Annotated in this window: 6 protein-coding genes; all 6 read right to left on the reverse strand. The window is 53.7% G+C overall.

Annotation, left to right across the window (positions count from 1 at the left end; all coding sequences use genetic code 11):
- A partial coding sequence (locus ABD971_RS09915) for a putative Ig domain-containing protein (RefSeq protein ID WP_345321629.1) occupies positions 1-7,390 on the reverse strand: 7,390 nt, incomplete at its 3' end.
- Positions 7,391-7,786: 396 nt separating this feature from the next.
- Entirely contained in the window at positions 7,787-9,058 is a 1,272-nt protein-coding gene (locus ABD971_RS09920; protein WP_345321632.1) for a hypothetical protein, read from the reverse strand.
- Positions 9,059-10,486, reverse strand: a complete 1,428-nt coding sequence (locus tag ABD971_RS09925; RefSeq protein WP_345321634.1) for an MBOAT family O-acyltransferase — start codon at positions 10,484-10,486, stop codon at positions 9,059-9,061. It abuts the gene before it with no gap.
- A gap of 79 nt (positions 10,487-10,565) precedes the next feature.
- The gene (locus ABD971_RS09930; protein WP_339940920.1) at positions 10,566-13,886 is read right to left on the reverse strand and encodes a PQQ-dependent sugar dehydrogenase; all 3,321 of its coding nucleotides are present in this window, start codon (positions 13,884-13,886) and stop codon (positions 10,566-10,568) included.
- Between the two features lie 206 nt (positions 13,887-14,092).
- The gene (locus ABD971_RS09935) at positions 14,093-14,743 is read right to left on the reverse strand and encodes a sugar transferase (protein ID WP_345321639.1); all 651 of its coding nucleotides are present in this window, start codon (positions 14,741-14,743) and stop codon (positions 14,093-14,095) included.
- A 5-nt stretch (positions 14,744-14,748) separates the two neighbouring features.
- The gene (locus ABD971_RS09940) at positions 14,749-16,014 is read right to left on the reverse strand and encodes a DegT/DnrJ/EryC1/StrS family aminotransferase (protein ID WP_345321641.1); all 1,266 of its coding nucleotides are present in this window, start codon (positions 16,012-16,014) and stop codon (positions 14,749-14,751) included.
- Positions 16,015-16,019: the final 5 nt, after the last annotated feature.

The following is a 16,019-nucleotide window of genomic DNA, read 5'->3' on the forward strand; positions in this document are numbered from 1 at the left end:
TGCCAACGTCGGAACCATCGAACAAGAGCCGCCAGGCACCGGTGCGAGTGTCGTGGTAGACGATGTCTTCGTCAGCAACATAAAAGCCACCGGCATTTAAATTGCTTGCCGGGCTCATGTAGATCACTTCGCTACCGAAGACTTCGTTACCGGCGAATTTTCCGATTTGGAGGCCATCGAATGATTGGCCATCGGTCACACGGTGGGCGGATCCATCGAACCGCTGGTTCAGCGTGTAGAACGACTCGCTGCTGATTGATTCGAGAAACGTCAGAACGTCGCTGCTGCTGCCTTGGGTATTGCCGCTGGAGACGGTGTCTGCGGTGGTAACGTGAATTTCGCCAGTGGCATGGTCGACTGAAACGCCCTGGACGTTGTTTCCCTCGAGGCCAAGTTCGGATCCATCCAAGTACATTGCCCATTCCCCCGACGTGTCGATGCCATAGACGCCTTGGTTAAGGACTAGCAGGTCGTCGCCGCTGAGTGGCAGTCCAGGAAGAAGGTAATTGCCCAGCAGGCTAACCAGCAAGCGTCCGTCGGGGGTGAAACTGATGGAATCCACATCGCCGCTGGTGGGGCTCAATCCCACATCGGATCCATCGAAGAACCACTCGAAACTGCCCGCCGTCAAAACACCATGCGAGGTCGGATGGAATTTGACGATGTCAGAATCGCGAACCAGCCCTAAACCGCTGACGTTCATATTCGCATCGAAGCTAAGCAGCAGACTGCCATCATCGTGGATATAAAACGCATCGATATCGCCGCCGGCCAAACCGACCTGGGATCCATCAAAGTACAGCGACCATTGCTGCGTGGTGCTGTCAAACGCGAGAATGTCTTCGTCGTCATAGGGGATGTTATCCACTCGGCCGCTGTCTGAAAAACTAACAAAGACGACATCCGTTGACCCAGGCGGGCCAGCCACAAGCGTTAGTTCCGATACCGAATTGTTTGTCGCGTCCGGATCACGGGTGTCCGAATGAACGGTAGCGGTGCTGGGCATCTGGCCCGATGCCGTGGAGGTGACCACGATGTCAAACTCGACAAATTCGCCCGCCGGCAAATCTCCTAAGTCACCCGTGAGCGTTCCAGACGCATTCGATATCAACGTCGTCGCCGAAACGAATGAGATCCCTGCGGGAAGCACCTGAGTGTAAGAAACGTTCTGTGCGAGATGAGGACCGTGGTTGGTGACTTTGGCGTGATACGTGATTTCCTGCCCTAACGCGACGCGGTTTTTGTCGTCGGCAAGTTCAACGGTTAGGTCGGCCAAAATTGGATCGACTTGCGTCGTCACAGTGGCCGTGTTGTTGGTTGGGTCGGGATCGAGCGTGCTCGACGTCACCGAGAACACGTTACTAATTTCACCCGGCAACGTGGAGGCTACAACGATCGAAACCGGTTCCGATTGGCCGCTGGAAAGATCGCCTAGATCACAGCGGATTACATTGTTCTCTAGGGAACACGACGCAGTCGAGGAGACAAACGTCACGTTGGACGGCAGGGGCGAGCTAAGGATGGTGTCAGTGGCAGCGTGGGGCCCTTGATTGGTTAGCATGACCGAATAGACAACCTGGTCGCCTTCGAGTACAGGATCGAGATCGTCTGTAACAATCAGCTGCAAATCTGCTTTGAGTGGTTCGACGATGGTCGATTCCGAACCGGCGTTGTTGCTCGGGTTGGGATCGAGCGTATCGGATGAGACGCTCGCAGAAAGAATCATCTCGCCAATCTGAGTTGGAGTGACGACGAGGTCGATGACCACTGATTGGCCGACGGTGACCTCATCGAATCGCGTCACAAAACTACCATCTTCGATATCGAACTCAAGGGATGACGAAACGAAATTGGCGGCGAGAGAAATCGAACCGGCGATCACCACATTGGATGCCGTACGCGGCCCATGATTAGTGAGCGTCCATTGGTAGGCAATGTCGTCGCCGATCACGAGCGGATCCAATGCGTCGGTGACCGTAAGTTCGAGGTCGGCGAGGACCGGGTTGACCGTGGTGGTCGCCGTGATCGTATTATTAGCGGTGATGGATTCTTCGGTATCCGAACTAACCTGTATCGTATTGTGTAACGTGCCAATTTGGGATGTCAGCAGAGTGATTGATAGTTCGGTCGACTCGCCCATGCCAAGGTCGCCGAGATTAAAAGTGATGACAGAGTCCGTTTCGTCATGGGGCGTTGATGCGGAAACGAAGGTCGTCGATTCGGGCAACGGATTAGTGACCACGACATTCGTGGCAGGATCGAGACCATGGTTTGTGATGGTGTAATGGTAGGTAACTTGGTCGCCGATGGTTACGGGATCGATCGAGTCGGACGCCTCGATTTCCAGATTCGCACCGTGTGGCACTGTGATCGGCGCGACCATAAAGACTTGGCCATGGATGCGTTGCTGATACAGATTCTCAGACGTGCCACGATGCCGGAGCGACTTCCATTGGTCTGGATCGTTTTCGTTCATCACCAAGTCCGCAGTCAGATAAACCTGCCCGGCTCGGAGATTCGCGGACATCGACTCGATCCGCCATGGCACCCGTCCTTCGTTGTCGCTGATCATGCCTTGGTCAACGACCGTACCGCTGGGGTCATTGATGTCGATGCTGTACAGGTGCAGTCGCACTCCTTCATCCGAGTATGTGTCCCAAAAAATGCCATCGGCTAACGCATCAATTTGCGTTTGAGAGACGCCATCGTTACGACGCACAAAAAACACGGTTCCGTCGCTGTAGGTCATTGCCGACGTGTGAGGTCCAATCCAGGCGACTTGGCGAAATGCGTTGCTAAAGTCGTTGCCGACAATCTTGCTGGTGTCAAATTCCCAGATTGAACCGCCGCTTTGATGTTGCGGTGCGACCGTAGGGTCGGCGTACATCGTGAACAGCAAACGCTCGCTATCGATTTGATGATTCCAGTGCCACCACCGGCCATCCTGATTCGTCCCAGGTTGATCCGGCGTCTGTGAATCGGTCATTAAGGGCAGGACATCGGCAAACGTTTCCAACACACCGGTGTCGTGGCGAACGACATAAAGTTGGTTGTCCGCCAAGGAGGCCGTGATCCAGGCGTCGCCGCGCGCGTCGACGTGAAATCCTAAAGCGGTTTGCGGTGCCATGACCGCAGTCGCAAGCGGACCAAATTCCTCGCTCACTCCTGACGCAATCGATGTACGATATGCGTACGTGCCTCCCGTTTCGATGTCATCATCTGCCACCGGTGTAGCGATCGTCCACACGTATTGATCATCGGGGCTGATGTCCACCGCCGAGTCGTTTGAGTAGCGATTTTTAAGAATGCCAAAGTCACGGAACACGGGGCTACCGGTTTCAAGTGTCCCCAGCTGATAGCCGAACAGATGCGAACCGGTATAGAGGGTCTCGGCTTCGTTGGCTTCGTTTGCGAGTTGGCTGCTCAAATAGAGCCATCCGTTGCTTTCGGCGATACTGCGAATCGCTCCCTGCGGAACTTGCGTCGTGACGTCTTCGCCAAGAATTTCACTGAGGTTTTGCGGGAAAACGGTCAAAGCATCGGTGGCCGGATCGTATTGGAACAATCTCGCCGCTTCGTCATGTGCGTGGGTAGACGAGGCAAAATAGACTTTTCCGTCCGAGGCAAAAAACGAGCCTTGCGTCTGCCCATCGAGCGTCGCTTGGTAGGGGTTTAGACGATGTGCCGGAGCGACCAAGCGACTATCTGCGTCCACGACAATTGTGTCGTTGTCGGTCGCGAAATTGTTGCTTGTATCGATGTCGGTGGCGTTGATGTCAAACACGCTCGCCGTGTTGATGAATCGTTTTGCATGAGGCGTATCGTCGGCGACCGTTGCGTGGACCGTGTAAGTGATGGTTGCCCCGAACGGTAGTTGGAGTCCGGTGTCGAGAATAGCACCCGTACCGGCGGGGCTGTATCCGGTCGCTCCGTCGCTGCCAACTGCCGTCCACATCACGTCAAGCCATTCCGGTGGAAAGGTGTTGCTGAGCGTGGCATCGTTTGCAGCCGAAGGGCCCTTGTTCGTGACTTCGATCGTGTAAGTCAACGTTTCTTCGGGCAGCACGGTGGTGGTGTGGTCGCTGACTGTCACCTTCAAATCAGCGATCGCGGGCAGCTTCGCAACAGCAAACGCCTGGCCACGGATCAGCCGCGTGTAGATTGCCGAGGTATCACCCGCATGCCGCAAGGTCCGCCAATTGACAGGATCCGACTCGTTCATGATCCAATCGCCTGAAATGTAGACTTCGCCCGCAGCCGCATCAGCGGACACACTGTGTATCCGCCACGGTATCCGTCCGTCGGCATCGGTGATCATGCCCCAATCGGTGACCACGCCCTCGGGATCATTGATATTGACGCTGTATAAATGCAGCCGGACGCCGGTATCGAGCGTAGGATTCCAGGTCTCGCCGTTGTCATCGGATCCGTCAATTTTGGCGTTGTTTCCCCCGTCGTTGCGGCGAACGAAGTAAACGGTGTCGTCGCTGTGTGTGACAGCAAGGTTGCTGGCACCGATCCACGCGATTTCGCGGAACGCGTCGCTGAGATCGCCATCGATCGCTTTGCTGGCGTCAAACTCCCATAGCGAACCTCCCGAGCGATCCGCAAAAGGGGCTTGGTCGTCCGCCATCGTAAACAGAAAACGCTCGCCATCGATCGATGTGCCCCACTGGATCCAAGTGCCGTCTTGGTATGCGGAACGCTGTCCCGGGGTCATGGAATCGTTCATGGAGGGCAAGGCGTGCTCGAACGATTCGATTGTCTGCGTTGCCGCTCGTGCGACATAAAGTTTGTCGCCGCCAAATTGGGGCGCAAGCCAAGCATCACCGCGATCATCAACATGGATCCCAAAGCTAGCTCGGGCACCCTTTTCCCCCGCGATCACTTCACCAAAGTCTTCGATCGTGCGGGTGGCAATGTGGGTTCGGTAGAGATGAGCCGTCTGGTTTGACACGTCCTCGGCCGCCCAAGGCGTTCCGAAGGACCAGACGTATTGACCGCTCGGGTCCACCGCGACCGAAGCGTAGGTGGTAAATCGTGATTGAGGGATACCGAAATCAACGAACTCGGGACCGCTGGCTTCCTGCCCACTTCCCAGCCGGTATCCGAACACGTGGGCGCCGGTGTAAGCATCGATCGCTTCGGGCCAATAGTTTGCCAAATGCGTCGATGAATAAAGCCATCCGTCTGATTCGACAAAGGGTCCGTGCAGCTTTCCTTGTGGCACTTCGACGGTGGGGTCTTCACCGACAATCGTGCTGAGGTCAGGCCCCACGGGAGTCACGGTTTCGGTGACCCGATCATACTGAAAGATGCGAGCCGCTGTGTCGTGAGCATGCGTCGACGAACCGAAGTAAACATTCCCGTCCGATGCGACAATCGATGACCACCAACTACCATCCAGTTTCGCTTCGACCGGGTTAAGCGGGAACAAGTTGACCAGCAATTCATCGCTGACCTTTACTGCGAAGGATGCAGTAACAAAATCGCCTGAATCGTCAAACGCCGTGACTTCCAATATCGTCGTTCCAACGTCGACGGCCGTGCCGGTAATGACACCCGTGGCGGGATCGATTTGTATCCAGTTCGGAATGACACCACCCGCTTGTGGTGACAGCGTGTACGAGAGCGTGTCTCCATCAGGATCGTCAAAAACAGCAGAGGTATCCAGATGGATCGGGTCATTACGAAGCAGTGTCAAGTCTTCGATCGGGGCGACTACGGTGGGGACGAGGTTTGGCGGAGTGACGGTCAGTTTGAATTGGTCGGTGACCGATTCACCTTGTAGGTCGGTGGCTGTCAATTCGATCTCAATCGTGCCTATGTCGGCGGCCGATGGCGTCCCCTCGAAATAACCTTCATCACCATAGAATTTAAGCCAGTTAGGTAACGGTTCGCCGTTGGACTGCTGCGCCGTATAGACAACCTCGTCCCCGGCGTCGAGCTCTTGAATCGGACGGCGGCTGACATACGCATAGTTGTTATCGACGATAATGTTTTCGGCGAGCGATCCACCTCCGACAAAATACTGCCAAGCACCGGTGAATCCCTCGGTTCCGGCTGCTCCGTTATTGAAGGAAATGTTTCTTTCCAACTGATAGTTTTTCAAACTTGCAGCATTGGAACCATAGATTTTAATGCCATGCCGGAATTGATTAAACAATATATTGTCAGCAAATCGGCGGTCAAAGTCTTCGTTCTGTGAATAGATGCCATGGCCATGTTCGCGATCGGGCCCCGACCATCCGTTGTTGTAAATCAGCGATCCATAGATTTCGCCACCGTCCGCCCGCCCCCAAAAGCCGACTCCTTTATTGAGATCATGAATTTCCCAGTTGACCAATTTGACGTGGTCACCAAATACATTGATGTTGCCACGATTGATGTCTTCTGGCCACGATCCTGGTATCGAGGTGGTGCGTGATGACAAGTCACTCGAGAAAACCTCGAATCCTTGGTAAATCGTGTGTTGACCTTCGATCGTGATCACTTCGCTTCGCGACGGTGAACCATTATTTAAATCGATAATCACCTCGTCGCTGGGCCACTCGCGAACGTGGATAGGATGCGTCGGCGTACCTGACAAAATACTGGTGAAATCGCCTGTGTAGGTTCCACCTAAGATCCAAATCGTATCTCCTGGTAAAACGGCCTCGGGATGACTCATCGCGGTGCTGAGGTCCCACGGATGACTGAGGCTGCCGTCACCCAGCGGCGTTCCGCTGGTCGAGACAAAAAACTCGTTCCCGGTCGCGGGGATCGCGGGGACATCTGCAACGATTACGAAACTGCCGAATTCCTTTTGCACGACCAACGGAGCGACCGCTTTGTGTCCTAGCGGAATCGGCGAGGTTACATCCGTCATGGGGAGTGCAATCGTGCCACCGGTGTAAACGCCGGTAGCCACAGGGGCTCCCTTTAGATCAAGGACGTTATAGATTTCGTAAGAGACGCCGAGGGGAACCAGCGACGAGAGATCGAGATCGACAGAATCGAGTTGATCCCAATTGTAGACCACTGCGTGACCACGACCGGGTTCGTATTCGTTGGGTAACACCGATGCGAAAGTGCCGCGAGGCGTATCGGAGAACGTGCTATGGGTATCGAATCCGGTTCGGGTAAGCCATTGGTCCGTCGTTGCCGAACCGCCGGTGATGATAAAGGGACGCTCGGCATTGGTGATGTAAGCGTTGTGGTCCCACGTGTATCCGGGGACCGCGCCGTTGATGGGAGAATCGCTGATCTGCGCCACCCGGTACGGGCTCTCGTTAAAGACCGTGTTGCCAGTGAACGTCACGTCTTGCCACGATTGGAAGAACTGCACCCCACTGCTGAAATAGTTATCAGTGGCAACAATATTCTTTCCACCCACATCAAAGCCAAACACGACCGAACCGGCGGGCTGAAGATCGAAGACGAATGGTGCCTCCGATGCGAGCGTAAGATCGGAGATGGGGTGCGAGAGAATGGGAGCACGATTTCCAGATGCGAGCAGCAGGCGAGGTTCAAGATGCTCGAGAACCTTCCACCGTTTCCGCCGCCTACTTGCTCGGACGCTCGCAGACTGTCTTGCCCTTCGATTGAATAACATGCCTCGGCTCCTGCGGCTGAAAAGCCACGTGAGGATCATGGTCATGACGCGGGAAATGTTCCGCGTTAGTAGTGACGTGCCCCCCTTTGTCGCCGCTTCTATCCTAACGTGTTTGTCCCTTAGGCACCAATTTTGATCGAGTCAAAATTCAGTGATTCAAGGGAAAAGAAAGAGCGAGGCGATACCGCTAAGTCACGGTCCGGCAGCGTCACTCATCAATGCGATCGACTTTGCATCGCGACTCTCGCTAAGGGCCTTTTCGGGCGAAGCAAAACCAAGAGGAGAAAAGGCTGAGTCAATTTTTGTTTGTAGTGCCTGTCGATCGACCTTCTGTAGAATGCTCTCAGACGGTGCCAATCTAAGTAGTTCCAGCACAATGTGCCCCATGAACACTTCGCCGGGATGGTATCCGTCGATCATGTAGGTGTCATCGAGACCAAAGTCCTTGGGGGACGCAGCAGGATTCACGTGGATGCCATGGGAACGAAGCGAGTCGACAAAATGAGTTTGATAGAAATCCCACCATGACTTCAAATTGGCATCGGTGGACAAAGCGTCGATACAGTCCGAGGAATAGGGTGGCAGCAGCACCATCACTTCAATGCCAAGTGTTTGCAAACGTTCTAACAAACTTAATAGCCGCGAGGTTTTTTCCGGATCTACGGTCGCCGGGGTGGAAAAATTGCCGTGATGAAAGCGAATCCGCTCGATGATCGGAGGGTCTTCTCGATCGATAAACTGATGGGTCTCAACAATCTCTAGCAAGATTTGGGGTGTGTATTGCCAAGAGCCATCTTTTCGAAAGCCACTTCCAAATTTTATTGGGGCGGTGCCAATCGCGCGATAACCAAAATAGGGACTGCGGTTGCTGTGGGTGATTGCTTTTGTCAGCTCGGGAATCCGGTTGCGACGTACAAGGGTTCGCAATGCGTTGATATGAGCTGCGAAATGGTACGATTCGTCCTGCTGAGCCAGCCATGATTTGTCCCGCTGATACTCGCTTTTGATCCACCATGGATCGATGCCGATGATCGCAATTTCCGGTCGGGGTAGTTGCTGGTTCTCGAGGAGATCAACGTACTCATTAAGCTCTGTCACGCTTTGGGTCATCCCACCGGCGTTGTAGAAAGAGTCTTCGAGTGGTGAGAACATGAAGTCGCGGAATTGCATGACACGCGAACTGCCGAGAGCGATGATTTTTGGTTTTCGCAACTGAATGGCGGCGAATTTATAAACACCAAACTGCTGCGATAGAAACTCTCGGCTATAGAGGGTCTCTTCCGTGGCGGTTTGTTGCTTGTACGCCGCGTGATTTGCCGGCCATGTTTCGCCAGTCTTCCATAGTGCCAACTCCGGGATAAGAACTAGAATCACGATCGGACTTAGGAACCACAACAATCGTCGGATCAACTTCCAAGCGGCGTGTTGATCCTGTTGTTGTTCCGTAGGAGATTGAAGTTGCATCTAGAACTGAAAATAGATGAAAGGAACATGGCCGGTGTTGCCGTATAAAAACATGACGGCAATCAGGCTGTAATAGGCTGGCCACCGAATCCACACCGGCATCTGCTGGATCTCTAACGCGTGTGGTTTGTCGCGTTGGACCCACTCGATCGCCAACAACAAAGCGACGAAGGGCAAGCCTTTTAATAAACTTGGCGTCTGCCAGGGGGATGTCATCATGTGCGAAATATATGCCAAGGCATGTGGAATCGAGTCGGCACGAAAGAAAACCCAGGCCAATAGCACTAAGGCGAACGTTGACCCCATTTGGACCAGTTCACGAAGGTTGGGCAACCAGCGTCCTGCGGCGACGATGTCGTGGTGCCGTTTATGGTTGCCGGTCATTACCAACGGCAAGTAGTAAAGACCATGCAAAAATCCCCAAACCACAAACGTCCAATTGGCGCCATGCCAGAAACCGGAAACCGTAAACGTAATGATTAGGTTCGCCAAATGGTGGGCTTTCGATAACGTGCGGCTACCACCCAGCGGGATATACACGTAATCACGAAACCAGGTTGACAAGGAAATATGCCAACGCCGCCAAAACTCGCCAATGTCTCGGGAAAAGTACGGGTAGGCGAAGTTCCGCATCAAATCGAAACCGAACAACCGAGCGGTGCCGATCGCGATATCGGAATAGCCACTGAAATCACAATAGATCTGAATCGCAAAGTACAATACGCCCAAAAACAGCGTGACGCCGTTATGCTGTGAATAGTTGACGAAGCTCTCATCGACCAACGGTGCAAGGTTGTCCGCGATCACGACTTTTTTGAACAAGCCCCAAAGGATCTGACGCAGCCCATCTTTGGCAAGAACGGTATCGAATGTTCGTTTGCATAGGAATTGCGGCAACAAGTGAGCGGCACGTTCGATCGGGCCCGCGACCAATTGGGGAAAGAAGCTGACGTAGGCAAAGAAGGCGATCCAATCTCGCGTTGGCTGCACATGACGGCGATAGACATCGATGGTATAGCTGAGTGATTGAAACGTATAAAACGAGATTCCCACAGGCAGAATGATTTGCAGCGTGTGGAGGTGAGCTTGGAAACCAAGACGTTCCGATGCCGCGATAAACGATTCGACGAAAAATCCGTAGTACTTGAAAAAGCCAAGAATGCCGAGGTTGGCAATGATGCTGATCGCCAATAGTAGCTTGCGATAGCGTGGGTGCGTCGCGGAATCGAGTTGGATTCCCACGACGAAGTCGATTGCAGAGCTGATGGCGATCAAGCCCAGAAAACGCCAATCCCAGCAGCCGTAGAAAAAATAGCTAGCCAGCAGCAGCAGTGTGTTTTGAATTCGTAGTGAATGCCGCTGTAACCACCAGTAACACACAAAGGTGAACGGCAGAAAGATTGCAAACGCTAGAGAATTAAACAGCATGGACGACCAAAGTGAACACACGCATCAAATCGTTCATCGTTGAACGCATCGAAAAGCAATGCCGGATGTCTGACACTAACTAATTTTCCAAGCTGGAAGAATGAGACGACAATGAATGCCTCGACTGGGAATCGCCCAGGGGGGTGTTCAGCGAGTCAAGGTAGGCGATCAGATTGCGTAATTGGCTGCGAGTCAAATGGTTAGCGACACCAAACGGCATGGCCGATCCAGTGCTACCAAACTCTTCGACGGATGCCTTATCAACCTTCGTTGATTTGCCCGTCAAAATGTCGCGAATCGTCATGGTGTTGTCGGTTTGGGACGCGACGTAGCCAGAGACGACGCGACCATCGTCCAACAGAATGGCAGTTAACTCGAATCCTTTCTTCACCGTCCGTTGCGGCCAAAGCACGGACTCGATAATCGATTCCAACGAATTATCGACACTCACACCAGCCAAATTGGGACCTTTGGTGAAAGAGTCTGCATGTTCCTCTAAGCCCACATGGTGACAAGATTTGCAATTGGCAGTATCGGACATGAAAACGAGCCGTCCAGCGTTGGGGTCGCCAACGGTTCGCACCTCCTCGGCAAGTTTACGGACGTACTCGGCGTCATACTTCTCGGTAATGGCGTGGCTCCGAGTCACCTCAGGCTTCATCGCGATCATCACTTCGGGATCAAAGTCTCCGGCATCGTCACGCATCCCGCTGATCCAAGCGGAAATCACCTCCGCAGCATCGGGATCGAGAATCGTTCGACCCAGCGGAGGCATTCGGTCCTCGTCTTCCGCGACGAGACGTCGAAGCAATTCCGAGTCCTCGGGATGCCCTGGTTCAACCAACGATTCTCGCGCGGCCGATCGCTCGGACTTGGGGCGTCGCGGGCGTATTCCCACCAACTTCATCTGTGCCAAATTGGTGGTGTAGCGAAGATCAATTTGGGTGATTCCAAGCCGATCACGGACATGACAAACGGCGCAGTTTACAGCCAAATAAGCCCGCGCCATCTCCTTGATACTGCCTGCGCGTGCATGCCAATCCGCAAACGAGGGTAAGGTCGCCGGAGGCAATGGAAGTGGATCTTGGAAAATGCCCAAGCGTTCAAGCCGTTCGATCTGATTCAAATCCCCGTCCGGCTCGATTCGGTTCATCTGCAGTGTATTCAGACCAAGCGCAAAACCATTGGCTTTGGAATGACAAACGTTGCATTGTTCGTTGGTTAAAAAGTGCCAATGCCTCTGGTCAGATCCCTGTTCGGTGGGAACTTCCAGTGGCCGAGGTTCGGGGAGCTCAAGCAACGATGCATCGCTTTGATCTTCGTTCCAAACATAGGTATAGCCGTCCCATCCCGTGTGTCCGTGAACCCATAATCGTGTTTCGAGTCGACGGATCGGTTGATCCTCGTTCATGACAGGGATCGAGAGATGGTTGACAAACACGGTGCCTGTGGGGAAGGTCCAGGGCTCGTTCACCGAGAAACCGACCTGACCTGCCGCAGGCAAGGCAATATACCGTTGCTGGTTTGCCCCGTCGGCCCACATCGGCATATTCACCTCGTAGGGGATCATGCCCGGCACCGGAGTCAGGTTGGTGAGTGACGAAAAGAGGCCGGTGTCCGACAGATGTTCCGGAAAGGGCTGCTGCGGTTCGTCGTGGGGGACGTTGACCTTGCGAAATCGATACACGTTTCCGTCGAGGGCGCAGACGTACATCTCTCCGTCGGCGTCTTGGCCGAACCCGGCAAGCGGCACCTTGGGACTTGCCAGTTTTACAGTTCGAGTGACTTGGTTGCCATCATAATACGATGCCCAAATCATCCCGCTAGCGTAGTCGCCATAGAGATAAGCACCTTGCAGCTCGGGGAATTGCTCACCTCGATAGACGCGGCCACCGACGATCGCACGTCCGTAGCGGTGATCATACGTAATGATGGGGTCGACAAATTGCGAAGGGGTTTGCGATTCCGCGAGGGAAGGTGTCGGCATGTCCCACGAGTGTCCGACATTGTATGGGAACCGTCCTTCGCGATGCGGCCATCCATAATTAGCTCCGCCATGGATCAGATTCACTTCTTCGAACCGATTCAGCCCCACATCGCCCGCCCACATTCGATTGGTTTGTGAATCAAACGACAAACGCCAGACATTGCGAAGACCATACGCCCAAATCTCAGGCCGTTTGTTTCCGCGTGTGGCTACGTCGGCAAAGGGGTTGTCCTCGGGAATAGCGTAATTCAAACCAGGATCCCGCTGGTCGACGTCGATTCGCAGAATTGAGCCATGGAGTGTGCCAAGATCTTGAGACGAATCTTGGTTCATACCGTCTCCGGTACCAAGATATAGCAAACCGTCCGGCCCAAATTCGATCGATCCTCCGTAATGAGATAGGCTTGGATACGTCAGCGAAAACAATCGCTGTTCCGATGCCAAATCAACATGTTGGGGGTCATCGGGGTGCATCCGAAACCGCGAAATGACTAACTTGCCTTTGGGAGGTAGCAGCAACGTCTGCAAATAGTGTTTCAGCGGTTCTGGTGTCTGTCGCGCCAAGCGGTTGGCGACCTCCGACTGAAACAAGGCGCTATGCGACGTTAAGATTGATTCGCTTGATCGATCAACAAACTTTGCCGTTACGAGCGTTAGTATTACGGTGACTGCCGCAGCGCCCATCAAACCACAACACAATCCCGCCATGTGTAGAGCGATACGTTCATTACGTGACATTAAAAGACGATACGCAAATACAATCACCGTGTAACAAGTCACGAAAACCCCAACGGCAATCCATTTCTTCTGTCCGGCGGTCAAACCTTCGGTTGGAACGACAAGAAATACCAGGAAACCGGCAATTGGTGCAGTACATATTAAAAGGATTGCGTGCGCCAGTCGGCGAGGAATGGGAATGACACTGCCCACAATCAACCCGCAAATGAACACGCCAGCGACCGTCAAGTCAAAGTAAGCTGCCGCAGTCCCGTATTCAGCTCGGGCGGCATAGGAGGCAAAGACTTCACCGTTCTCTGGATACTGGGGATGAAACGCAAAACCCAGTAGTCCTTGTTCTTCCCCATCGCGAGCCGTCTTGTGGGAAATGTCAAACAGGACATTGCTTTCGCTTACCGATGAATCATTTGCAAACTGATGAAGTTCTCCATCACGGCAGAGCACGTACACATGTTCATGATCGTGAGGCGCGGTTAGCAGCTGCAGCGGTCCCTTGTCGCCGAAGTCCATATTTGGAAACGCGTTTTCAAGCGTGTAAGGATAGGGCGACGTCATCAAGCGAGATGTGTCTACGGACACAAATTGTGACCGAGCGTCGCCCGTTCCGTCGTCGGCGTTTGATGGCGACACCATCAATCCCATCACGAATAAGACCAGCAGCAGCAATGGATTCATCAAGCTGGCATTCAGTAGAGTTGCGGGATGCGGAACAGAACAGCTATTGAAAGTCATGATCACTGGGGGTCAACGCCAACAACGGAACGGTTGGACCTATGAATCCCGCATACAAGATCAGCGGAAACAGAAAATGGCTCATGCAGCAGACGACGAGCAGCGTCTTACCGTCTGTGAATCGCCGAAAACCGCGGCGGCTATCGTGGTTAGCGAAAAAGTTGTAAGAGCGTTTGCAAAATCACCCTCACATCCAACGCGATCGAGGAATGACGAACATACTGTTTCGCCAATTCAATTTTGTCCGGAAGAATCCGGGTGATGTATTCACGTTCAGGGTCTTCGGCCTGGGCCAACACAGTGGATTCGTCTCGATATTTGATCGATGCCAGATCGGTTAAACCCGGCCGGACGATCAAGATTTGTCGGAAGTCATCCTCGAACATCTCAACGTACTTAGGGACTTCCGGCCGAGGACCGACCAGACTCATGTCCCCTTTGAGGATGTTGAACAATTGAGGCAATTCGTCCAACTTTGTTTTCCGCAGCAGTCGTCCGATACGGGTGATCCGCGGATCGCCGCCCGAGGTGATGGCGGGCCCCAACGAAGGGGCATTCTCAACCATGGTGCGAAATTTCAGTATCTTAAACGGTCGCAGTTGCCGCCCCACCCGTGTTTGTTGAAACAACACCGGACCGGAACTGGTAAACCGTATGATCACCGCGATCACAATCAGTAGTGGCGAAAGAAGCAAGATTCCTAGCCCCGATGCGAACATGTCAAAGCACCGCTTTGCGGCGGTTTGAACCGGAGTCGCCTGTAACAGAGGCATCGCGATGGAAGAGGGTTGGTTCGACACAGGGGTTATATTTCCGACGGATTCGTCTGCGCTGCTGGCTGTCGCAATGAGTATTGCGAACACAGTTCAGTGACCACGCGAACCACATGTTCTTGTTCGGATTCGGTCATGCCGGGGAAGATCGGAAGGCTGACAAGCCGATTCCAGACATGGGTTGCTGTGGGGCAATCGGATGCTTGCCACTGCAGCGTTTCCTTATAGTAGGGATGCAAATGCAGGGGACGCCAATGGACCGAGCATCCGACGCCACGCTCGCGTAAACATTGAATGAATTCGTTGCGGTCAATGCTCAATTGATCCAGACACAGGCGAATGGGAAACAGGTGCCAAGAATGGAGACGGTTTTCCAGTTGCGGTGGTAGTTCGAGTTCCGCACAATCGCAGAGTCGTTGGAAAAAGAATTCAGCAATGGTTTCACGTTCTTGACGCATCGATTCGACTCGATGCAGTTGATGCAAGCCGATCGCAGCCGCCAGATCGGTCAGATTGTATTTGTATCCGGGGGCGACGATTTGATAGTCCCATTGGCTGTTTCCTTGAAAACGCTTCCAAGCGTCATGGGACAAACCGTGCAGCGACATTTGCCGCATTCGGTCGGCCAAGTGCGGGTCGCTGGTGACCGCCATCCCTCCTTCGCCCGTGGTCATGGTCTTGTTGGCATAAAACGAATAACAAGTCACTGCTGCTGTGTTCTCGCCACACATTCGCCAAGCTTGATCCGCGTCGCCGCGATAGGCCGATGGCAGGGCGTGAGCGGCATCTTCGACGACCCACAATGCGTGTTGCTTTGCGAAGGCGTTGATGTGATCGACGTCGAGCATCAATCCACCTACGTGCACTGGGATCAACCCGACGACCTCGATCGGTGCACCCTTGAGTGCTCCGCTGCGAGCCGCTTCCAACTTTTTTGCGGCGTCGTCGAAGTCCATGTTCAGCGTGACTGGATCGCAATCGACCAGAATCGGAATACCGCCCTGATAGAGCACGATTTCCGCAGTGGCGGCAAAGGTCATTGTCGGCACCAAAACCCCCTGTCCCGCTTTCAATTGCATGGCTTCGACCGCCAAATGCAGTGCGGCGGTACACGAGTTCACTGCGACAGCATGTTCAGCACCAATGAACTTGGCAAACTCGGATTCAAACTGTTTTACGCGTGGCCCCGTCGTCAACCAACCCGAGCGGAGACACTCAGTCACTTCCGCGATGGCGGGTTCGGATATCGAGGGTCGAAAGAAGGGGACGTTCATTCGGGCGTCGTTTTCGCTAGTCATGTTTG

This window comes from Novipirellula rosea, from assembly GCF_039541335.1.
GTDB lineage: Bacteria > Planctomycetota > Planctomycetia > Pirellulales > Pirellulaceae > Novipirellula > Novipirellula rosea.